This window comes from Panacagrimonas sp. (assembly GCF_965216805.1).
Taxonomy (GTDB): domain Bacteria; phylum Pseudomonadota; class Gammaproteobacteria; order Nevskiales; family Nevskiaceae; genus Panacagrimonas.
The window spans coordinates 260586-283473 of the sequence record NZ_CBDCGN010000003.1 but is presented as its reverse complement, the minus strand read 5'-3'; the positions used below and the strand labels follow the sequence as shown (position 1 = coordinate 283473).

Annotated in this window: 16 protein-coding genes; 11 read left to right on the top strand and 5 right to left on the bottom strand. The window is 60.4% G+C overall.

The window, feature by feature from the left end; translation table 11 throughout:
- Nucleotides 1-133: 133 nt before the first annotated feature.
- The 7 genes from ACOOHP_RS14505 (at nucleotide 134) to ACOOHP_RS14475 (ending at nucleotide 10707) form a co-directional block, all read left to right on the top strand.
- Nucleotides 134-2518 carry a TOTE conflict system archaeo-eukaryotic primase domain-containing protein gene (locus ACOOHP_RS14505; protein ID WP_420467196.1) on the top strand — a complete coding sequence of 795 codons (2385 nt, stop codon included), beginning with the start codon at nucleotides 134-136 and terminating at the stop codon, nucleotides 2516-2518.
- Nucleotides 2519-3205: 687 nt separating this feature from the next.
- Nucleotides 3206-3982: an RNA polymerase sigma factor gene (locus tag ACOOHP_RS14500; RefSeq protein WP_420467195.1), complete on the top strand. Its 777-nt coding sequence runs from the start codon at nucleotides 3206-3208 to the stop codon at nucleotides 3980-3982.
- A gap of 1 nt (nucleotide 3983) precedes the next feature.
- A complete protein-coding gene (locus ACOOHP_RS14495; protein ID WP_420467194.1) occupies nucleotides 3984-4574 on the top strand; it encodes a hypothetical protein in 591 nt (196 codons plus the stop codon).
- Nucleotides 4561-7980: a UvrD-helicase domain-containing protein gene (locus tag ACOOHP_RS14490; RefSeq protein WP_420467193.1), complete on the top strand. Its 3420-nt coding sequence runs from the start codon at nucleotides 4561-4563 to the stop codon at nucleotides 7978-7980. Before ACOOHP_RS14495 ends, ACOOHP_RS14490 begins: the two co-directional genes overlap by 14 nt.
- 80 nt (nucleotides 7981-8060) lie before the next feature.
- Nucleotides 8061-8942, top strand: a complete 882-nt coding sequence (locus tag ACOOHP_RS14485) for a multiubiquitin domain-containing protein (RefSeq protein ID WP_420467192.1) — start codon at nucleotides 8061-8063, stop codon at nucleotides 8940-8942.
- Entirely contained in the window at nucleotides 8942-10354 is a 1413-nt protein-coding gene (locus tag ACOOHP_RS14480) for a ThiF family adenylyltransferase (RefSeq protein ID WP_420467191.1), read from the top strand. Before ACOOHP_RS14485 ends, ACOOHP_RS14480 begins: the two co-directional genes overlap by 1 nt.
- A complete protein-coding gene (locus ACOOHP_RS14475; RefSeq protein WP_420467190.1) occupies nucleotides 10351-10707 on the top strand; it encodes a DUF6527 family protein in 357 nt (118 codons plus the stop codon). The genes ACOOHP_RS14480 and ACOOHP_RS14475 overlap by 4 nt, the downstream gene beginning before the upstream one ends.
- Before the next feature lie 526 nt (nucleotides 10708-11233).
- On the opposite strand, the gene ACOOHP_RS14470 is transcribed toward ACOOHP_RS14475, so the two are convergent.
- Genes ACOOHP_RS14470 through ACOOHP_RS14455 form a run of 4 tightly spaced genes read right to left on the bottom strand, consistent with a single transcriptional unit; the run spans nucleotide 11234 to nucleotide 18039 of the window.
- A complete protein-coding gene (locus tag ACOOHP_RS14470; protein ID WP_420467189.1) occupies nucleotides 11234-12466 on the bottom strand; it encodes a Wadjet anti-phage system protein JetD domain-containing protein in 1233 nt (410 codons plus the stop codon).
- A complete protein-coding gene (locus ACOOHP_RS14465) occupies nucleotides 12463-15945 on the bottom strand; it encodes an SbcC/MukB-like Walker B domain-containing protein (protein WP_420467188.1) in 3483 nt (1160 codons plus the stop codon). The genes ACOOHP_RS14470 and ACOOHP_RS14465 overlap by 4 nt, the downstream gene beginning before the upstream one ends.
- Nucleotides 15942-16565, bottom strand: a complete 624-nt coding sequence (locus ACOOHP_RS14460) for a DUF4194 domain-containing protein (RefSeq protein ID WP_420467187.1) — start codon at nucleotides 16563-16565, stop codon at nucleotides 15942-15944. The genes ACOOHP_RS14465 and ACOOHP_RS14460 overlap by 4 nt, the downstream gene beginning before the upstream one ends.
- A complete protein-coding gene (locus tag ACOOHP_RS14455; protein ID WP_420467186.1) occupies nucleotides 16555-18039 on the bottom strand; it encodes a Wadjet anti-phage system protein JetA family protein in 1485 nt (494 codons plus the stop codon). The genes ACOOHP_RS14460 and ACOOHP_RS14455 overlap by 11 nt, the downstream gene beginning before the upstream one ends.
- Nucleotides 18040-18076: 37 nt before the next feature.
- Between ACOOHP_RS14455 and ACOOHP_RS14450 the strand changes: the two genes are divergently transcribed.
- The gene (locus tag ACOOHP_RS14450; RefSeq protein WP_420467185.1) at nucleotides 18077-18904 is read left to right on the top strand and encodes a WYL domain-containing protein; all 828 of its coding nucleotides are present in this window, start codon (nucleotides 18077-18079) and stop codon (nucleotides 18902-18904) included.
- 203 nt (nucleotides 18905-19107) lie between these two features.
- Here the strand turns inward: ACOOHP_RS14450 and ACOOHP_RS14445 are convergent, their stop codons facing one another.
- The gene (locus tag ACOOHP_RS14445; RefSeq protein ID WP_420467184.1) at nucleotides 19108-19497 is read right to left on the bottom strand and encodes a helix-turn-helix domain-containing protein; all 390 of its coding nucleotides are present in this window, start codon (nucleotides 19495-19497) and stop codon (nucleotides 19108-19110) included.
- 152 nt (nucleotides 19498-19649) lie between these two features.
- Here ACOOHP_RS14445 and ACOOHP_RS14440 point away from each other — a divergent pair, with 152 nt between their 5' ends.
- From ACOOHP_RS14440 to ACOOHP_RS14430, 3 genes are all read left to right on the top strand, one after another.
- Nucleotides 19650-19775, top strand: coding sequence for a hypothetical protein (locus tag ACOOHP_RS14440; RefSeq protein ID WP_420467183.1), 126 nt, complete (start codon nucleotides 19650-19652; stop codon nucleotides 19773-19775).
- A gap of 102 nt (nucleotides 19776-19877) precedes the next feature.
- Nucleotides 19878-20720 carry a hypothetical protein gene (locus ACOOHP_RS14435; RefSeq protein WP_420467182.1) on the top strand — a complete coding sequence of 281 codons (843 nt, stop codon included), beginning with the start codon at nucleotides 19878-19880 and terminating at the stop codon, nucleotides 20718-20720.
- Complete coding sequence (locus ACOOHP_RS14430) at nucleotides 20717-22885, top strand: hypothetical protein (protein ID WP_420467181.1); 2169 nt, start codon at nucleotides 20717-20719, stop codon at nucleotides 22883-22885. Before ACOOHP_RS14435 ends, ACOOHP_RS14430 begins: the two co-directional genes overlap by 4 nt.
- The last annotated feature ends 3 nt before the right edge of the window (nucleotides 22886-22888 follow it).

Here is a 22888-nt window from a genome sequence, read left to right as displayed (position 1 = left end):
AATTAGCTGAGTAAAAAAGAATTAGGGGAGTAAGGACCGTGACAGTCGGTCCGCCGGCGGGTCAGAGGGCTCGCGAGTCCCGCGCAATGGCAGCGACCTTGTTTCTGCCCGTGGATCAGTCTGAACTACAGGGATGACCTCACCAGTCGACCCTGACGCATCCGCGATCCGCCTCCGGGAGGAAAACGCGCGCCTGATTGCATTGCTCGAGGCACACGGTATCGACTGGAAGGGCCGTCCAGCGCATCCCAAGCAGCCCTCGGCCCCCGAACCAGAGCCCTCAAAGCTCACCCCGGCGGAGAAAATCGCGCTGTTTCGCAGGCTGTTCCGGGGCCGCACCGACGTGTTCCCGGTGCGGTGGGAAGGGAAAACCACCGGGAAGAGCGGCTACACGCCGGCCTGCGCGAACGAATGGCGGGCCGGGATCTGCGAAAAGCCGCGCATCAAGTGCTCCGAATGCGGCCACCGCCAGTTCGTGCCGCTGTCGGACGGGGTGTTCTTTGAGCACCTGTCCGGGAAGAAGACGGTCGGGGTCTACCCGCTGCTTGGCGATGACACCTGCCACTTCCTGGCCGTCGACTTCGATGAGGAGGAGTGGCGAGACGAGGCGCTGGCGTTCGCCCAGTCCTGCAAGGACCTAGGTGTTTCCTGCGCGCTGGAAATCTCCCGGTCCGGCAAGGGCGCACACGCCTGGATATTCTTTGCCAGTCCAGTTCATGCCCGGGATGCGCGTCGCCTCGGGACCGCCATCATCAGCCACACGTGCGCGCGCACTCGGCAGTTGAAGCTGACCTCCTACGACCGCCTGTTCCCCAATCAGGACACGATGCCGAAAGGGGGCTTCGGCAACCTGATCGCCTTGCCCCTGCAGAAAGGGCCCCGGGAGTCGGGCTTCAGCGTCTTCGTTAATGAGTCCTTGGAGCCTTACCCCGATCAGTGGGGCTACTTGGTGTCCATTCGACCCATGTCTGCGGCGGACATCGAACCCACCCTGCTCCGCGCGACCGGCGGGGTACACCCGTTGGACGTGACCTTCATCGACGATGAAGACCTACGCGAGCCCTGGAAGCGGCCTGCGCCTGCCAACAAGAAGTTGCCGGGGGCGATGCCAAGCAACGTCACGGTAACCCTGGCCAACCTCGTTTACTTCGACAAGGCTCAGCTATCTCAACCGCTCGCAAACCGGCTGATCCGCCTGGCCGCGTTCCAGAATCCGGAGTTCTACCGTGCGCAGGCCATGCGCATGTCGGTCTGGGACAAGCCGCGAGTCATCGGCTGTGCGGAGAACTACCCCAGGCACATCGGACTGCCGCGCGGCTGTCTGGACGCCGCGCAGGAGTTGCTCGATCAGAACGTCATCCGGTGCGAGCTTCAGGACGAGCGATTCGAGGGACGCCCTATTGACGTCACATTCGTCGGAACGCTGCGGCCGGACCAAGAGGCCGCGGTCACCGCAATGCTTCGCCATGACACCGGGGTCCTGTGCGCGCCCACCGCTTTCGGCAAGACCGTCACGGCGGCAGCGCTGATCGCCCGACGCCGCGTCAACACCCTTGTATTGGTCCATCGCACCGAACTCCTCAAGCAGTGGCAGGAACGCTTGCAGTCATTCCTGGGCGTCGGGAAAGGCGTCATCGGGACCATCGGCGGCGGCAAGTCAAAGCCGACAGGGATCATCGACATCGCGGTGATGCAGTCCCTGTCACGGCGGGGTGAGGTGGATCCTCTCGTTGAGAATTACGGCCACGTCATCATCGACGAGTGCCACCACGTTGGCGCGCTGTCGTTCGACGCGATACTGAAGCGGGTCAAGTCCAAGGCCGTACTGGGGCTTACGGCGACGCCGATCCGGCGCGACGGGCAGCAGCCGATCATCTTCATGCAATGTGGACCGATCCGGCACACCGCGATCCAGCCAGAAGAGGCTCCCAAAGATCTGGTTGTCGTGCCCAGGATGATGCACACCTCGATCGACCTGCCGAAGGAAGTCGGAATCCAGGAGGTCTTTCGTCATCTCGCCGTTGACCAGGACCGGACCGCGGCAATTGCTGAGGAGATCCGCGACGCCTACGCCCAGGGCCGTAAGGTGCTGGTGCTCACTGAGCGAACCGAGCACGTTGATTCGATTGTGTCCGCCCTCGAACAAAGCGTAGAAAACCTGTTCGTCCTCCACGGCAGGATGTCGAAGAAGGGTCGATCTGGTGTGGTTGCCGCGCTTGAAGTGCTGCCCGCCAACGCTCCGCGAGTGCTTCTCGCGACCGGCAAGCTGGTCGGCGAAGGCTTCGACCACGCGCCTCTCGACACTCTGGTGCTGGCCATGCCGGTGTCCTGGAAGGGAACACTGCAGCAGTACGCGGGCCGGCTGCACCGCGCGCATTCTGAGAAGGCGGACGTCCGAATCATCGACTTCGTGGATTCCGGTAACGCCGCCCTCCTGAGGATGTGGGAGAAACGTCAGCGAGGGTATCGCGCGATGGGGTACAGGATCGCTCGACCCAGCCAACTTGATCCTGCCTGACCCTTGAACGACATCAATCCCACGGGCATTCAGGTCGAAAGCAATCTGTACGACCGGCAGCTGGCGAAGTGCCTTGCGGCAGGTGCTTCTGCCGCCGACGCCACGGAAGCGGTACTTAGATCGTATGTTGACGGTATCCCCAAATTTCGTGGAAAGCAGAAGCTATCGCGCGCCGTCCTGGACGCCGCCTTCTGGTCGAGCGCCGCGCTGAATCAACTCGCCGATGAATGGTGGACGTCCGAGCTTATGGTGCTCGCGTGTTGCCAAGGCCAAGCAGTTGCTCGAGCAGTCCGAGACGCGACGCCTAGATGCCTTGGAGAATGCGCGCCCGGATGTGCGTGGTTGAGATCCGGCGCATCCGGTCCGGCTGTGCAAAGCCCCAAAACGACAACGCGAAGTAGCCATCACGCTACTGAAGCAGCTTTTCCCGCCTCAAGTATCAGTCGGCACTACTAAATGGGTATCGCGCGTCGATCGGGCGCCGTGTCAAGCTTCGAGTGCGGCCCGAGCTGACGAAGATTTGAGTGCTTGCCAGCTCGTAGGCGCAGCAAGTGCCGACCTGCCCTCCGGGCCCGTCCGTCGAAGTGACGCAGCAGATGTTGCGATTCTTCGATATGTGGCTTGAGCAATCCGTTGTTTATGTCGCGCTCGTGACCGCTATTGGGGTTGGCGCGCGGGAGAGATTTAGTGGCTGAACCATTACGAGGCCCGAAGGGCGGCGCAGCGTATAAGCGGCGCCCGGACGCGGAGGCGCAAATCGACACCTTGCTGCAGTTGCCGGCAGGGGAGATAGCTCGACGCGCAAGGGACGAAGGATTCAAAAGTCCGGAGTTTGTGACGACAGAGGCGGTCCTTTACTTCATTCGCCAGAAGCGCACCGATTCCAACCCCCTGGCGATGATGTCGCTCTACGAGACGCTGAGGCATCGAATCAGAAGCCTGCACCGGGGCGCGCGCCGAACCGCAGGTCGGCTGACCCTGGAAGAAGTCGAAGAACGCTTGCTGTACCGGTTTGAAGAGCTGCTGAGCCTCGACCGCCAAGGGTACGAGGAGGGACTCGACTGGTTTGAGTGCAATTTCAACTCAGGTCTTTACACGCTCAGAATCAACGCGATACGTGACGTCAAGCGTAAAATGCCCGAGGGTCTGGAGGCCCTCGAGGCCGAAGGTCAGACGGAAGTGTCCCCCATGGTCGAGGAGGCTTTGGCACGACTAGCCGGACAATCACCCGAAGACGAACGGGAAAATGAGTACCGGTCGCGACTTCTGGAGGTGATTAGAGAGCTACCAGAAGAGCTCAAGAGGGTGATCGAAATGCACGACCTGCGCGGAATGCCGATGGACTCGAAGTTACCAGGGGTAACCAGCGTTGCCTCTGTGCTCGGGATCGGAGAGCAGACGGTGCGCAAGCGTCGGAAACGGGCTCTCCTGGAAATTCAGAAAGGTTTTCTGAGGGAGGAGTGACGTGAGCGATCCAAACACCCCTGACGAAATCCTCCAGGCGTTTGCGGCCGAGCCTGCTCACGATCAGGAAACGCTGGATCGGTATGTGGTTCGCTATCCGGAGCTCGCAACCGATTTTATCGATCTCGTTTTGGATCTACGCATCTCTGCAGCGGTTTCACCAACCCCTGTCGAGCGAGAGAGTCCAGAAAGCTTGGCCGCATCGTTCGCTCGATTGATGGCAAGTGATGCTCCAGAAGGGGTCTCAGACCTATTCGAGCCGTATAAGGGGCAAGCCTTCGTCAAATTGGCCAAGACGCTCGACATTCCTCGTGCGTTGTTGACGCCACTGCGGGATCGCTTGGTGATTCATACCAGCGTTCCGACGGGCTTCCTCGACCGCTTGGCTTTGGCCATGCAAGAGACCCCTGCAAGATTGCGGTCTTACTTGATGCTGTCGCCGGCCTCCAGCGGTGCACTCAGCTTCAAGGCGAAGGGGCAACCAGGCGAAGTCGAGCAGGTGTCGTTTTCTCAGTTGGTCAATGACACCGAGATGGACGAAGAGCAGCGCTCAAAGCTTCGCGACGAACTGCAGTCCGATGGACGCCAATGAAGTCTGTCGCCAACGCGCAACAGCCCTACACTCACGCCTCGTTGGAAATGGCCGCGACCCGTGGGATCTCGGCGGTATCGTCGAGGCGGAAGCGAAGGCGCGAGATATCGAAATCCAGAGGGTTCCTAGCGGAGATGTCCGGCTAAGGAACGCCCGGGCACTCTTCGATGCGCATGCGCAGTCCATTGTGTACGAAGACTGCCAAGACCCTTTCATCCGGGCTTTTCTCATCGCCCACGAGATTGGTCATTCGGAGTTCGGAGGGCACGCCGGGATCATATGCACCACTGTGATCGACCCACAGCGATCCACGGAAGCCGCGCCTGTGGGCATGGATCGTGTTGTCGACTACAGCCATCGCGAACGAGTCGAGGTTCGCATGGACCTCTTCGCGCGGGAGTTACTTCTACCCCGACCGTGGGTGCGGTCGCTCCATCTTGATGATGGACTGAGCGCCAGCGAGATCGCCCATCGATTGAAGGCGCCTCTCGAATTCGTGGCTCAGCAGTTGCTTGATGCGACGCTGTTGCCGCCGATCACGCTCTCGGCTCGCGCAACCCAGCCAGAAAAGCCACTCAATGAAGACCAGGTCCGCGCGGTCGAACACCGTGGCACACCCTTCATCCTCGATGCGAGTCCAGGAACGGGGAAGACGCAAACACTGGTCGCGAGGGTCGATTCACTTCTCGAAGAGGGCGTCGATCCCTCGCGTATCTTGGTTCTGACGTTCTCGAACAAGGCGGCTGGGGAACTGAGCGAGCGAATCGTTGCGAAGCGGCCGTTGGCGGCCGGTTCTCTATGGATTGGCACCTTCCACGGCTTCGGTCTGGACCTGATCCGTCGCTTTCATACGAAAGTGCAGCTACCCGAGGACCCACGGCTGCTCGATCGGGTGGAAGCAATCGACCTCCTGCAGGACGAGTTTCCCCGACTGAACCTCGAGCATTTCAGAAATCTTTGGGACCCTTCGCTGACGTTGGCCGACATCTTGTTGGCCATCTCTCGGGCAAAAGATGAGGTCGTCGATCCCGGTCGCTACCGGGAACTGGCAGAGCTCATGCTGCAAGCCGCCGGAACGGATTCAGAGCGGCGAGAGGAGGCCGAGAAGTGCCTGGAGGTGGCGACCGTCTATGCCACCTACGAGCGCCTGAAGCACGAGCGCGGATGCATCGATTTCGGTGACCTGATCACGCTTCCACTTCGCCTTCGAGACGAACATCCGGAGGTTCGAGCGCATTTGGCGTCGATGTACGACCACGTACTGGTCGATGAATACCAGGACGTCAACCGTGCCAGCATTCGGATGCTCGAGGCCGTCTCTCCCACAGGCCGCAATCTCTGGGTCGTCGGCGACCCCAAGCAGTCGATCTACCGGTTTCGCGGAGCGTCTTCGTTCAACGTCGCTCGTTTTGGCAAACAGGATTTTCCTGGAGGGGCGCGCGGACGCCTCAAGCGTAACTACCGCTCTTCCCAGGAAATCGTCGACAGCTTCATGACCTTCTCGGGCACGATGGGCGTGACCGGTCGCCTCCGCCAGCCACTGGAGGCGGAAAGAGGAGCTAGAGGAAAGCACCCACTGCATCTGCAGACCGGCAACGCAGATGACGAAATCGCGCTTGTTGCTCAGCGGATCGAAGCTCACCGCAACGAAGGGGTGCCGTACCGGGACCAGGCCCTGTTGTGTGCAGGCAATGCACGCCTGAACGCTTTCGCCGGTGGACTCGAACGCCTCGGTATTCCCGTGCTGTTCCTCGGCAGCTTGTTCGAGCGCCCCGAGATTAAAGACCTGATCGCGCTGGCTTCGATCGTGGTCGACCGGCGCGCAATGGGCTTGGTTCGTATCGCGGCGACCGCCCAGCTTCCAATGAGCTTGAGAGATGTTTCGACTGTGCTGGATTTCTCACGAGCTCAAGACTCTCCTGCACTTGAATGGATCGATCGCGTAGACGAGATCACAGAGCTGTCGGAGGACGGCCGAGCCGCTCTTCGTAGTTTGGGGGTAATGCTCAAGGGATTCGAGCCGGGTGTGACTCCCTGGCAATTTCTAGCTGCGATCTTGTTCGACCGAACTCGTCTTGCAGCCGAGATCGCCACGTCTGCGACCGTGGAGAGTCGCTCGAAGGGCATCGCCATCTGGCAGTTCATGAACTTCTTGCGGCTCCAGCCCACGGGAGCAGGGCTGCCCATCCGGCGCCTCATGGAACGGGTGCGCCGCCTGGTGCTGCTATCCGATGACCGGGATCTTCGCCAGCTCCCGGCTGCGGCCCAGGGCATTAATGCCGTGCGCTTGATGACCATGCACGGAAGCAAGGGCCTTGAGTTCCCGGTCGTGCACATCCCCAGCCTCACGTCGGACAGCCTTCCGCGCTCGCCGAATAGCATCCAGGGGATCATGCCACCAGACGGAATGATCCAAGGTGCTCAAGGTCGGGCGATTGAAGCGATCAAAGCGGGACACGTCGAAGAGCAGGAGTGTCTGTTCTTCGTGGCGCTGTCTCGTGCCCAAGATCAATTGAATTTGTACTCACCGTCGAAAAAATCCAACGACACGAACCGACCCGTGTCGCCGTTCATTGGACGCTTGGGCGACCAGGTGCAGCGCGAGGTGGCGTTGCCGGCCAAGGGTCTGCCTCCCGACCCAACCGACTTGCCCATTCCCGTCCAGCTGACCGCGCCGTTGTCGATGTCGGATCGTCACGTGTCGCAATACGAGCGCTGCGCGCGACGCTTCTTCTACACGCACATTCTTGAAGTCGGCGGGCGGCGCACCGAGACGGCGTTCATGCAGATGCACGGTGCCGTGCAGTCGGTGATCGACCAACTTATTTCAACGCCGCCGAAAGAAGCGCTCGGAGCATTCGAACCCTTGCTCGAAACGGCATGGACGGACAAGGGTCCGCAGGATCATGGATATTCGGATGAATTCCGGCGAGTGGCCAGCAGGCTGATCGAGTTCTATATCGAGTCGCAGCGCGGGCTGACCCGTCAGCCAAACGAGTCGCTACGCCTGCCGGTCGGCGGCGCGGAGATCGTGATCCGACCTGACCAGGTGCTCTCCGGAGCGGCGGGGAAAACCCATGTACGGCGTGTGATGACCGGCCATCACCGATCTGAAGAGGAGGAGAGTCTCTCGTCAGCGGTCTTCCAGTTGGCGGCTACGGCGGCAACGCCAGGATGTGTGGTGGAACTCGTTTACCTGAGCGATCAGAAGATCAGCCAACTGGGCATGACGCCGGCCAAGCTGGCGACCCGGCAGGCCAACGTCGAGAAAATGCTGACCAATGTACGGGTCGGGAACTTCCCCGCCAACATCAAGAGGCCGGAGAGAAACTGCCCCCGCTGCCCTTCCTTCTATATATGCGGCCCGGTTCCTCCCGGGGAGATGGAGAAGATCATCTCTCGGTAGATACCGGCTTGCCCGAATCGCGGTGATTAGACCTATGAGGCCCCCAATTTCGGGAAGCCGCAACCATAGGAATCACCCACATGAACAACATAACCCATGATGACGAAGGCACCGTAGCTGCCCAGGCCCGCCGATACCCTATCGAGGTCGCCGAAGGCAATCTCGAGTTCAAGAAGCTGACGATCAACGATCCGGTCCCGCTCGGACGCCAGATCCTGGCAGCTGCCGGAGCGAACCCGGTAGAAGACTACAGCCTGCTGGCCGTTCTGCCCGGCGGCGACTTCGAAGACGTGCGCCTCGACGAGCAATTCGACGTCCGCGGCCGCGGCATCGAGCGCTTCGTGATGTTCGCGACCGACCGCGTCTACAAGTTCGCGATCGACCAGCATCAGATGGAATGGGGTAAGCCGGTCGTCAGCGGGAAGGTCCTGCGCGCGCTGGCAAAGCTGCCGCCCGGCTACGCGCTCTACCAGGAGGTGCGTGGCGGCCAGGACATCGAGATTCTCGACACTGACCTGATCGATCTGTCCAAGCCCGGCATCGAGCGTTTCATCTCGGTCATCAAGGAGACGACGGAGGGCCTTTCGGCCCTCCCTTCGATGGATCGCGAGTACCTTGCGGCCCACGCCATCGAGCACACGCTGACCAGCTGGAGCGGCCACAGCGGCGTCGTCCTGCATAAGTTGGCGATCCCGGCGGCGAAGTTCGGCCTGACGCAAGCCGACTTCCTGATCTTGCTTCCGGCTGGATATCCCGACGTGCCGCCGGACATGTTCTACGCCTTCCCGTGGCTCAAGCTCAGTGACACGGGGACCTGGCCCCGCGCCGCCGACCAGGCCTTCGACTTCGACGGGCGCCGCTGGCAACGCTGGTCACGTCACTCCCAGGCGTGGCGACCGGGCGTCGACGGGCTGCACACGATGATCGCGCGCGTGCACAACGCCCTGGAGGTCGCCCGCTAATGGACACCCTCCTCGACGTCACGCTGCTCGATCCGCACTGGACTTCGCTGCAGGCGCTCGCCGCCCGCAGCGGAAACATCGAATCCTCTGCGTACCTTCTGTTCGGATCGGCCTCCATCCAGGCCGATCCATGGACGGGGTCGCCACGGTTGCGACTCATCAGCCATCGCTACGAACCGATCGCCGACGAAGACAAACGGACGGCATCCCCCATGCACGTGACGTGGAGCACGCGAGGGTTCATGCGCCTGCTCAGCAGCGCTGTTGGCGGAAATCTCATTCCCGGGCTGGTCCACACTCATCCTGGAAGTACTGCTTTTTTCTCCGAGCAGGACGACCAGAACGAGGCCGAACTCGCGCGCACGGCGATCATCAAGGGTGCCCGGGGGCTGATCAGCATCGTGATGGGCGGCGATGGATCCGTCTGCGCGCGACTGTGGGAAGCCAACGGAAACCGCACCGAGGCGACCGTGGTGCGCACCGTGGGATCGCGTTGCCACTACTGGCCGTCAAATGTGCCCGGGCCGGCCGATACCGCGCATCTCGAGCGGCAGGGACGCTTGTTCGGTACTACGTTCAACCCGCTGCTGCGCGCCCTGAGAGTCGCCGTCGTCGGTGGCGGCGGAACCGGTAGTCCCTTGGCATTGCTACTGGCACGCCTCGGCGTGGGGCACCTGTTGCTGGTCGACACGGACAAGGTCGATACAACGACCCTCAACCGAATGCTCGGCTCACGCCGCGCCGACGCTGTTGCTGAGGCGTACAAGGTCGATGTTCTCGAGCGCGAGATCCACGCCATGGATCTCGGCACGCAGGTTCGAACTCGGCGTGAATGGGTGAACGCCCCCTCCATGCGCGACGCCCTGCGTGCCTGCGACTTCGTCTTCGGCTGCACGGACGATCACGCGGGCCGCATCTTCATGAACCGCTTCGCGCACTTCTACGGCGTCCCGGTCCTGGACGTCGGGCTGCGCATGATGGCTTCGCAGGAGGGCCGTGGACACGACATTAACGGTCGGGTGACTGCGCTGCTGCCTGGAAATGGATGCCTGCTGTGCGCCGGAGTTGTCGATCCGCGCCGAGCCGCTGCCGAGACCCTGGCCCGGACGGATCCCGACGAGTACCAGCGCCGCAAGGCCGAAGCCTATGTGATCGGATCAGGCGACCCAGCCCCCTCGGTCGTGACCTTCACCACCGAGATGGCGTGCGTGGCCGCCAACGAAATGATCGCAGCGCTCACCGGCTTCCACGGGCACGCCGGCATGGTGCCTTCACGCGTGCGCCGCTTCCACGCACGCGACGATCGCGAACTGGAAATTCGACGCAAGGACTACTGCCCGATCTGCGCCACGGCTCGCTACTGGGGCCGCGGCGACATCAACCCGTTCCTCGATCTGATCGGTGAAGCATGAGGCGCGCTCTGGCCATTGCACTTCGCCGGATGCGCCTACTGCGATTCGATCTGCTGTCCCGTACGCGCGCTGTTTATCCAGACCTGGCCACCTTGTCTACGCGAGAGGTGGTTCTGGTCGAGGATGCGGGAATCCGAAAGTGGGCTTGCCTACGCTGCCCCGGAGGCTGCGGACAGACCATCTCGCTCTCGCTCAATCCGGCACGGCGCCCCCGCTGGTCGTTCATGTCGGACTTCTGGACGCGACCTTCTATCGAACCTTCTGTGCACCAGCAGAACGCATGCGGCTGCCACTTTTGGATCCGAAATGGCCGTATCGATTGGTGTAAGGACGGCCGACCGCGCAGTGAATGAATTCGAAGAATCCCGCTCATTAAACCTTATGGCGGTATCGTGTCGCCTTGTGAAAATGAGGAATGGAGGGGCGCTCGCCCGAGCGATACCATTTCGATTCTGAGTGCACGGTGAAAGCGGCGGAGAAGTCACCAACCGGCTCGACTACCAACTCTGGAGATTGCGCGCCCTCTTCGTCTTCCGGGAGTCGGCCTAGATGGCAAATCCCAAGCTGACCGTTGATATCAACGAATTCATGTCGTCAAGGTGTTGCATTGCGATGCATCCCGTGCCTTTCAGATGCATGAACTGACATACGGGGGTATCTACCCCGCCGATTACGTCGGCGATCTACCGCAGGTTTCCGGCCGCAACCCGATATGGCCGATCAGAGATGTACGAGGTCTGGAGGATTTCGCGTGCGAAGGTGCCGCTCCGTGCCTAGGGCTACGACGGTCGTTTCACCTCCTCCTTGGCGACCGCGAACATCAGATCCTCCATCTCACACGAGAGGTGGTTCAGCGGGTCCGAAGCGTAGGGATGACTATCAGACAAGCCGCCAGGGCAGATCCCGAGGCAGCAGCTCCTGCTCCAGCCCAAATTGGTTCGACGTGAGTACTTCGTCAATGACGTCGGCAGTTGCCGGCGTCTCGATCATTATCTTTTGAAGAGAACGGGTTTCCGAAGGAGACGGTTTGCGCGCGTGCCTCTGAAGCGAGCCGTACTGGCCAGGCGACATTCGAAAGGGTTTCAGGCGCAATCCCGACTCACCCAGAGCACGGGCGATGTGCTGGAAGATGCGAAAGCCCCCGTGATCGAGGTCTCCCCAGTGGAACAGTCCCGCGTCGGCGGGCAGATGGCGAAGAAGCTCTCGCAGTGCCGCGATCCAGCGCGGTGAGGGAAAGCCCCCTGAGTAAAGGATGCCGACCTTCTCGGGTGCGGTTTCCGCAGCTTGCACGGCGGATGTCCAATTCTCGACGATCACGAGCGCGATTGGCGGCGTGACGAAACCAAGATCGGGTACCGCGCTTGGAGGAAATGCGCGATAACCTTGGGAGAGGCTCAGCGTCTGGCCCTGTTCCGCCAGCTCAACGCGACCTCCGATGAAAAATGGCTGCGGGGTCTTTTCTAGGCCCAGATAAGAATCGAGCTTGAACTCGACAATATCGAAATGGCTGCCCCATATGCGCTCGATCAGCTTCCTTCTTTGCTCGATCACCTTGGAGTTCCCATGCAGCGATGCGCTGAATGTGCGCATGTCCAGTCCGGCATGGGCACCGGCCAATAGCGCCGCGATCGTTCGGAAAACCACGTCGATCGCCTGATCGTCGGTCGGGGCCAAGCCCTGTGGGCTGCGGTGCTCCCGCCACCCCTCGCGCAGCTGGACCGCCATTTCAAGGGCTGAGGGGTGCGCGGGGCCATCCCGCGACACGGCCCGTACCACGCGATCGAACGCTCTGCTCGCTGTCGCATCGATCGGCGATAGGCCGAGGTGTTCCCGAAGCCGCGTGATGTCGACAACCTTGACCGTTTGCAGCTCGTGTTGCGCGAGATGTTTCCGCCAGACCAGTGAAACGGCGCCAGCTCGAGCTGCGACCTCGAGAAAGGCGTGAAACCCCGATCGAAAGTCGGGGTCAGGATCGTTGCGGTAAGCCTCAAGGTCAGTGCTCCGCGCCGTGACCGTCCGCACGCTCTCACGCGCTTCACCCTTTTCGGCGCGAACGGCCAGGCTAACCAACAGGTCACTGGCCGCATCGTGTCCGGGCGATGGCCTGTTCATGATCCCGGCGGCGACGGACTCGCGTCAGGATTGCGATGTAGCTCGGCCGGGAACGCGCCTCGCAGCATTTCCTGCCCCTTCTTCTTCAGATGCTTGCTCCGAATGACCACCGCACCGCCGTCCTTGATCATTTCGTGCCGGACGTCCACGTAGGGCCTCAGTGTCGGTTCCTTTTCGTCTGGGCAGGCGATGATCAGCTGCAAACCGGAACCGAGCAGCACGCTCATGCAGGAGTCGATGTTGTCGACATCGAGGTTGTTGAAAGCCTCATCGAACATCGCCAACGAAGCGCCCTTCCTCCATTCCGTCCCTCGCTGCTCGATGCGGTACGCACCCACCAACGCAGTCGCCACGGCAATGTACAGGGGCGTGAATCGCTCGCCTCCGCTGGCCGAGCTCAGACGCTCCTGCACGCTGAACTTTCCCCCATGCGGAGAGGACACCAGCATGTCGAACGAGTAGTAGGCGCGGTAGTCCGTCATGTCCATCTTTTCAGGAGCTTGATCGCCGGTCTCTTCGATCAACTTCATCACGGCGGCCTGCGCGTCCTTGAACTTCTCGTTCGAGAACAGATCCATGCGACCCGCGGCGTCATCGATCGAGGATTCGTCCTGCGCCGCGATGGAGGTGAGCCAGTCGGAAATGGCCGGGAAGGCGTTGTTCGGCTTGGCCTTGAGCTCGTAGCGCTCACCGTTGGAAAACACGCGCGTCGAGAGCTGACTGTTGCGCTCGTCGATGACGCGCTTCATTTCCTTGCGCGCCAGGATCAGGTGACCCGTGAAATCGCCGCGGATCGCCTTACCGACCGCGATCTCCGCGTTGCGAGATTCCGCTTCATAGAGCTGCAGCTCACCGATCAAGATCCGATTGATCTCCTGTGCGATCCAGAGCTCCTTGCCCTCGCTGCTTTCATCGGTCCGGATCTCGAGACCATACTTGACGCGATGTTCGCCGATCGCCGTGGCCGCGCTGTTACGACGACCCTCGGCGTCCCGGGCCAGCTGCTCTGAACGCTTGCGCGCGGCGCTCATCGCGTCCGCGTAGATCGTGTGTACTTCCGACACCGGCCATCCCTTCTCGGGGCAGATGACGCGCTCGGCGGAGGTCTCCCGAAGGCGTTCGAGACGCTCGCTCGCTTCCGTTCGGTCCAGCCCCGGTGTCTCTTCCACGTCCTTCCGAGCTTGCTCGCTTGCTGCAACTTGGGTCTGAGCGGCAACGAATTCTCTTTCACGATCGCCGCGGACATTGGCCGCCGTGGCGGCCGCTGTGTTCAGTCGGTTCAACTCTGCGTCAACGGCGGTGATATCCGAATCGATGGTCGCCAAACGATCGGTGATTGCCTTGATCTCGGGGGTCAACATCGCGTCGAGCGTCGCCTTCGCCGATCGAACCTCCGAGCGCGCGGAAATGGCGCTGGCCATGTCGTCATATACCGACTTGCGCGTGTCGATGAGCGTCGCGAGGCTTTGAACCTGCTCTTGCAGGGTCTTGATGCCGCTGACCGTCGCGGCCAGCTGCTTTTCGCGTGTGACAAGGGTTTCCCGCTCTGCCACAAGCTTGGGCAGCAAAACGGCAGCCGCTCCACGGCCTAGTGCCGGCGGCTGTCGTGGAGGATGCGTGAACTCGGCGCCGTCATAGAACAGGCCTTCGATCGTTAGTGACCGACCTTTTTCACGCTGCTCATATTCGTCCGCGGCGATTCTGATTCCGCCTAGAACGCGGTGAATCCATGCCTTCGCGTCTCGATTATCCGTCCGAAGCAGCGTGACCACACTGTCCGACTGGATGCTCGGTTTCAAGAACTGCTCCGTGCGCGACGTGTCGAACACACGCGCACCGCTGACTCGACCCTCGCGGCCCAACGACTTGAACAAGCGAACCGCGTCATTGACTTCGCGTGGCGACACAATCAGTGAGAACACGCGCCCACCGAGGTAGGCTTCGATCGCCGTGCGCCAGTCCTCATCGCGGACCTCGATGAGGGTCGAGACGGGTAGCGCCTCAATGCTCTTGGAGGCCAAAGCTCGAAGCAGCGTCATGGTCGGCTCCGGCAGCCGGATGGAGCCCCCCTGCGCTCGCGCGATACGGTCTTGGACGTCGGTCAGCTGCGTCTTCACATTCTGAAGGCCAGCGTTCGCCCCGAGCCACTCGCCGTCGAGTCCTTCTTTCCAGATCGCGAGCCCCTCACTCACCGCGGCGATCGAGCCGATGACCTCCTGCTGCGTGGGCATTCCCTGGTCCAGCCACATCTGGCCCAGCGCAACGAGACGATCCAGGGGGCCGCTGACCCGCTGCGGCATCTGTCGACCATCTTTCAGTCGATGCAATTGATTCCAGATCTTCAGTGCCTCCATCACCTCGCGATTGGCCGTTGAGAGATTGCCTTCAGCGAGCTTGAGTTCGGCTTGTGCCGTTGCGACCTGCGTGGCGCCTGCATGCCCCAACTGGGTCTGCAGCGCCTGCTTATCCTTACGCAAGCCGTCCAGCTGGGTCGCTTTTTTCAGCGCCCGCTTGCTGGCTTCGTCTGCGGCATCGCGGGCCTTTTCGAAGTACTCCTCGGCCCGCAGCGACAGCTCGCCGTCCATGAGCACCCTGAACTCTGCAGAGGCCCAAGCGAATTGAGCACTATCGCGCGACGCCTGGGTGGCTTGCGAGTAAAGCTGATCAATCTTCTTGAGGCTGTCCAGTCGCTCCGTCGTCTCCTCGATCTTGCGCCGGATCGTGCGGTAGTCAGAGATCGACCGCTTCATCACCGTCAGATCCATCGGAGCGGGGGACAGAATCTGGTTGCGGATGAACCCGTCGATGTTCGACTCGGGCTTGAAGTGCAGCGCGGCCAGGAACGCCTTCAGCATGCGGTCCGACTCGATAACCCCACCGGCACCGGACAACTGCCCAGCTAGGTGACGGCGGAATTCTTCGGCCGTCGCACAGACTTTGAAAAAGGGATGTAGTTTGGGCGTGTCACGTTTCGCGCGATTGAAGATCGTCTCGAGACCAGCTTGCAGTCCAGCCTTGTCCAGGGGCTCTTCGACGTCTACCAGATCCGCGGGTTCCATCGCGGGGCCCGTCAGCAGGTAGCGCAATTCCACTTCCGCTTTTGTACCTGGCGTGGTCGCCGACAGCAGGAGACCTGCGTTGTAGCTGACGCCGGCTTCGTCCTGAAAGGTCATCACCAAGTGCGTCAGCGCAGAATCGCGCGGCTCGAGGTCCGCCGATCGCACGCCTTCTTCCGGGCGTACCGATGCCACGCCGAGACAATAGGACTTGAGCGTGCGCTTGCTCTTCTCATCAGCGCGCTGGTTGAACTTCAGCTTGCTGCTGTCAGCCCCGGCGTATAGGGTTTGTATGGCATCCAAGATGGACGACTTGCCCGCGCCATTGGCGCCATAGATCAATGTCTGTTCGTCGAACTCAACGACTTCTGGCTCCTCAAACAGCCACCAATTCACCATGATCAGTCGGACGAGTTGCTTCACGACGATCCTCCCTCTTCCTTCTCCGTCTCCGGTTCTCCATCTAAATCGGCGCCCAGCTTGATGAAGGCCGAGAGCCTGGCCTGTACCCCATCTCCAGTGACGATGCGGATCACCGAGCGCACCGTGATCATCGTGCGCGCCATGTCGGGATGAAACTCACAGGAGACGATACCCCGCCGCTCGAGCATCTGCAGGATCGCTTTCATGCGCGTGGCCATAGGCGCGGGCCGCCCCGTTGCCTGATGTTCACGTTCGACGTCCAATCCCGTCACGACTAGGCCGTCTGGTCCCGCCATGTGCTGTGCGACACCTTCTTCGAAGAGTTTTCGCAAGATCAGGAGAATGACGGTCTCATCCACCTTGATGGGCGTGAACCCGGCGCCCTCGTCTGGCGTCGCGCCCACGTAGCCGAAGTGTTCGTTGCGGTGAAGCGTCCAGCCGAGGGCCTCGAAGAGATTGGTGAAGTAGGTGAAGTGCTCGCGCACCAGATCCCAAGCGACTCGGTCGCGCGATTCGTTTCGGAAGAGGAACTGCTCGCGTAGAAGTCGAGAGGCGGCATTGCGCAGATCGACATCGGTTGCCTTCCCGTGGTCAACGATCCGCTGAAGTTCAGTCAGCATCGTAGCCCCCCATGCGGCGGATGCGAAAACTCGGGACATTCAAAAGGTCGTTCTCGAAGCGGCCCTCAAGGCGCACCATTTCGAATCCCTTCAGCGTGCGTCGAGCAACCAGTCCGGCGGGCCGAAGCTGTTCGACAACCAGGAAAAGGATCAGAGAGTCGACGTCGTCCATCGGCAGGTCCTGCGCGTCCACAAAATTACGATCGAGAGTGACCTTGGAGAGGTAATCCCGAATGACCTCCGCCGAAGGTTTGATGCGCCCGATGTACTCGCCGATCAGCTCGCGGCGACGAAGGGCCTCGCGCATGTCGCGCACGTTCTTTCGGAATGTCCGGGGTGCAATCGGCTTTCGTTTGGCACGCGGGATCGCCAGCGTAAATGGGCTCAACGCGTGACCGGTGGATAGAGGCACGATGCTCCCTATATCCAAGCGCTCCAGAGTCGCGGGCGGGACCTTCATCAGTCCGCGGATCAGGCTATCCAATTGGCCTGCGATGCCTGGGGTGCTGGTATTGCTGTAGAGAACCAGATTGCGGGCCTTGGCCTCGAGCCGTGCCCGGTTCAAGTCGATCCTGGCCAATCGCTCGCTGATTCGGTTGAATACTCGCTCGATCTGGTGGGCCATGCGGTCGATTTCGACGAGCGCAGCGGGCATCTGGTCGATCGATCGGCCATCCATCGATAGGAGCGATCTGGCCAGGTGCTCACGCACCGTGGACGAGTACGTTACTGTCGAAACGAGGGCGAGAACGTCGGCCCGATAGCGGAACGGATTGTGAGACGTCTTGAGCAGTGCCCAGTCGGCGACAAGGAACCCCTCAACGAAGTCCTTGAAGAACACCCGCATCACATCTTTCTGATCGGTGAGGCTGGAGGCAATGTCAGCGACGGACTTAACATCGTTGGCCATTTGCCGAAGGTGTCGGCCGAACTCGACAGATTCTCGGGCTGCGCCGACCAGGGCAGCCGCGGCGTGTGGCTCGTCGAGCTTCACGGCGGTACGCATCTGGTTGAAGATGCCGAATACCCGGACTCCGTATCGCTCGTTCTGGTTCGTCCGAATTCGGCACAAAGCGGCGAGAAGGTCCGCGACCGCGAACGGCATTGATGCGCGGTACGTGTAGCCGACGCGTTCCTCGACCAGCCACCCGCAGGCACGAAGACGAGAATAGATGCGACTTGCGGGCGTGTCGTTGTCCTTGCCCTTGGCGGACCTAAGGTCCAGCTCGTCGTCTTCTTCGTCTTCGAGCTCGGCAACACCGATCATCCGCAGTGTGTCGCCGATGATGCGCTGGACATCGTCACGATTCAGGTCGTCTTCGTCCGCGTCATCCCCCATGACGGTATGAAGGGCAATCAAGACCTCGACGTAGACCGCGCGGTTGCGCCCAGCGAGCGGCCGGAACAAAAGCCCGGGCAGCGCTCCGAACAGCTTCGGAGCTTCTTCGTCACGAAAGGGATGGGTAACTGCCATGAGTTATCATATACGACAATATCGGATATGATAAGGAATGGCCAAAACGCTCAACCAGCTTCGCCAACGAGTCAGGGCCATGCGGTCCGTCTTGTCCTGGGAGGGCGAGATTCGCAACCAGCGCGTCAGAGCGTTGTTCGAAGTGGAGCCGGTGCAGGCCAGTCGTCTCCTGCGATCGTTGCGGGCCGAGGAAGATCTCAAGCTCGAGGAGGTTCTCGGGGTTTACCGATTGGCGGGACCGCTGTCCGAGACACCATCCATCGAGGATTACCTCGGCTTTCTAGCAACCACCGAAGAGAATCTCGATTGGATCGAAGATGCCAGGATCAACTTTCTGGAACCAGACACGAGATTATTCGCCAAGATCCGCTCCGCGTGTAAGGGCGGGCATGGGATTGTGGTCCTGTACTGCTCCATGACGCATCCTCTTGGACAACGGCGGACCATCTTTCCCCACACAATGGTGCGGCTGGCGAATCGATGGCATGTCCGAGCTTGGTGCGAAAAGACGGCCCAGTTTCGAGACTTCAATTTCGGGCGTATCCAAGAGATCGAAGAAATCGACGAGCGAGCTCCCAAACGTCGGGAGGATGACTCGGCCTGGAACGATCTGGTCGAAATCCGGATTGCACCTCACCCTGGCCTCACGCGGGAACAAGTCAACGTCATTCGATCGGAGTACTTTCCCGGCGCAAGTGCGCGTCGCGTTCCCTGCCGCGGCGCGCTGGCACCGTACGTAATACAAGCGCTTCGCGCGGCGATTGATCCTGAGCGGGAGTCGCCACCCGACTATCAACTTCTTGTGACGAACGTCCATGCGCTGCGCACGCATCTGATGCCCGGAGCGCACCGCAAGAGGGTGTGAAGCTTGCTAAAAGGAATTGACCTGCTGATCGACCCGAGAACTCGATCTTGTCTTCGAAGAACCGGACGGAGAAGTCAGGTTTGGTGATGTTCCTCTACTTCAGCTTAGTAACGGCCGCCGACGTCTATCAACGGGAGCGGGCCCGTATGCTCGACCTTAAGGTAGAGCTCCCCAACGCGGGCGCTGCCGCGCGAGTCGGCACATCAACTCGAGTGCTGAGCAACAAATTTTTCCAGCGCCACCTTCGCCGCAGGGTTGCGAGCCGCTTGCATGAGAGCCTCCGCTAGACGGCGCAGGTGCTCGTCGGCCGCAGACTCTTTCCCGACGCCCTGCTCGGGAACACCTAGCAGGTAGTCCGCGCTGCATTGGTAGTGGATAGCGATGCGCAGGACGACCTCGCTGCCGATGTTCGGAGCCTTCCCCGCCTCCAGAGCAGACAAGTAGCTCTTCGCAATCTTTAGGGACGAAGCAGCCTCAGTCAGAGTCTCGCCGCGGGCGAGGCGAAGCTCCTTAACCTTTGCGCCCAGGGTGCTCCCCAAGCTATCCGGGATGGACGCGTCTGGCTGTCGCTTGCGGGACGAATTGTGCTTCATGCCAATAGTTTCTCAGTAAACCGGATCAAACGCCGCTCCCCCCGTCCTGTCCACTTGCGCGGGGCTTCTCAGCGTGGCAGCATGTTCGGTATACAGAACATCTGTTCTGTAGTAAGACTTGCAAGGAAGGAGCTTCCGAAGGAGTCGTCGAGGTGCATTGGCTCTCGTTCGTGATGAGCGAGAACGAGCTTCGGTATCCGGGCAGAACGAAAGTGCTGCGCAACAAGCATCAGCAGGAATGGCGGCTGCATGCGCGTCGCCACCCGATCACGCATTAACAGGCGATCGGCGCTACTGCCTTGCCCCGTGCCTTGCGCGCTTTGCCGGAGGTCTTTGCACGTGCAGTTCGTGTTCTCACCAGACTGTTAGAGAGGGACTGAATGGGACGCCGCCGCCGCTTTACCGCCCAAGAGGACGTTGATCGCTACCTCGACGAGAAAGTGTCTGTCGGAGGCGACACTCCTTATCGATCAGGAGTGTCGATCAACGACTTCAACTCCTTCGGCATCTGCAACAGGGTCTACGACCCCCGTTCCGACCAAACTCAACTCTTTCTATCGAATGGAGAATACGGGTACAACGACCTCATCCTCTTCGACCAACGGATCATCAGTTCGGAAGAGCAGAGGCCTGTGTTGGAGATGCTGGAAACGCGAACGCTCGCACTAGAGCTCGGGATCGCGCACCCGCGGGAGGGAAAGGTGCTCATCCCCTTCCGTACAGACCACTACCTGAAGCTACGACGTAAGCCCGGTGGTCCAATCCTCGAGGTTGCGGTTGAGGTGAAGGAGCAGAAAGCACTGAAGGGGAAAAAGGGGCGGCGAATCCGCGAGAAGAAAGAGCTCCTAGAAATCTTCTTCGAGGTCCATGGCGCCCAGTACCTCCTCGTGTTCAAAGAAACCCTCGACCAACAGGTGCTGAAGAACCTGAGGTTCCTAAGGTACGGCAGTGCCGGAAATCTGACTTGGAAAGCGACACGGTCGATCCGGTCCTTCGCAGAATGCTTCTGCCAGACTTGGTCTCGAAGACCCAGATCGACTTTGGACGAGCTTGCCGCCCGGGCGGCAAACGAACTCGGATTCTCGCGAGATACGTCTCTCCAGCTCTTCCAAGTGGCGGCCAGGAGAAAATTCATCCCGGTCGACCTTCGTCATCGTGTCCTGCCGATACTGCCTCTAGTCAAAACGGACCATCCAGATCTGGGGGTGACGTTCCCGTGGTGACCCTTCTCGTCAACACGGTCATCGTCCCGGTGGCCGATGACGGCAAGTTCGAGCGCGCCCGTATAGTTCATATCGGGCCTGCGGCGGATGGCACGGGAAGGGTTGTATACACGGTCCCTCTGTGCCGCCAGGCATTGCCGTTGCCGATAACCGAGGCCGCCTTGTTGGCAGCGGAAAAAGAAGGCGATGTCCTGTTCGCGCACCATACCGCTCGCGCCCAGAAACGCGACGCGAAGTCTTTACCGGCCCGATACAACACGATCAAGAAAGCAGCATGGGCGCGAATTAAGCCGCTCGTGAAAAATATTCGTAGCCGAACGTTGATGCTCGAGCGTTCGACGCGAGGAAGCCTAATTGCCGGCCGTGCGAGAGAAATCAGGGTGCAGGCGGGGCAGATCTATCGAGATTTGTACCGATATTTCCGCGGCGGGATGACGGAAGACGCTCTTTATCCCGACTACCGAAGCGTTGAAGTCGGTTCCGTGCAGCCTGATGGGCAAAAGAAACGTGGCCGCAAACCGGACGGCGTCGCGGACGGCGAGCGACCCAACAATCCAGCGGTAACCGAACAGAAGCGTGCTGCGATCCTGAGAATCATCAATGCGAGTGTCGAGGCTGGTGTTACGGGCAAAGACATATTCGAAGAGGTCAAGAACAAGCTATACAGCAGCAAAGTCCTGCAGGACGGACTCAAAACCAAGTACGTCCATCTTCCGGAGCATCTGAGAATTACTGAAGCTCAGTTCATGCGCATCTTTCGGAGCGCAAACACTGGGAATCGAATTAGGAAGCGCCAGCTCGGAGCGAAGGAGTGGGGTTCTAAGGCCAAGTCGTCTCTGGGTGTTTCACACGAAGCGGTAGACGGTTCAGGTCAGCTGTATGAGCTCGACTGGACGGGTACACAAGTCGAACTATCTGCCGTTGACCATCCAGAGAAGAATATCGGGACGGCCATCATCTACTTCGTGGTAGACGTCTGGTCGAAGATGGTTGCGGGATTCTTTATCACGATCGAAGGAGCAAGCTGGGACAGCGCAAGCATCGCATTGTTCAACGCCTTCACTGATAACTCCGAGCTCTATCAGCATTACGGAATCGCGTTCGCTCCGGAGGACATCGTATCGGGTATCCCATATGCGGTTCGAGGAGATCTGGGCTCCGAAGTTGTCGGAGAAGCGTCTACGGCAGCAGTGCGTAGCGCAAAGTTCGACTTCCAAACTGCGAGGGCGTGGACGGGGCCGGACAAATCAAACGTAGAAAGTACGAATGGCGCGTTCAAGAAGAACCTATTCCGCCGTCTCGCCGGTTTTAGGCCGAAGCTGCAAAAGCGCGGAAGCAAGAATCCCAGGTCCGAAGCCTGCCTGACGCTTCACGATCTGACAGCGATCGTCATTGAAGAGATCCTGAAGTACAACCGACGCCCACTATGTCTCAAGTCAGTGCCTTCATTAGCGCGCAAAGCGCGCATAAGGAGAACTCCAATCTCCCTGTGGCACTGGGGGCTTCGAAACTGCACGGGTTACCTGCGGAAGGAAGACCCAGAGGAGCTATACGTCAAGCTCCTGCCTGAGCGACACGCTCTGATAACTCGTGACGGCTTGAAGGTCGGCCCGTTCCACTACGAGTGCGACGAACTTGCGAAGCTGGACATGTTCTCGACCGCAAGACTTAAAGGAAAAGGTATCCCATGCAAGGTTCGCATTGACCCAACAAGGCCGTGGGTGGTGATGCGGCTCAACGAAAAAGGGACGGGCTACGTCAGGTGCAAGCGTATCGATAAGCAGGGGCATTACCACGACTACCATCACGAGGATGCGCTGGTCGAGGCAAAGCAGCACTCGAAAGCCACGCGCCGAATTAAAGCTGAAGAAGAGCAGGCTGGGTCCGATACCCGCGCCAATCAGGATGCCGTGGTTCGTCGAGCTAAGGCCCGACGAAAGGCGGCGGGGGTTGTCGGGCCGGGTGGGGGAAACAAGCGAATCCGTGCCAATCGGGACGAAGAGAAGCAAACCACGTCCGCCTCCCTTCGTCGGGTCATCCACAAGCACGCTTGCGCGCCTCACAAAACGACTGTGGGACGGCGCCGCCAACCCGATGTCGCGGGCGTCCGAGCTATGGAGCGTCGAGCAGCCACTGGAATTCTCCGTGCGTTACGGAGCAAGTAGGAG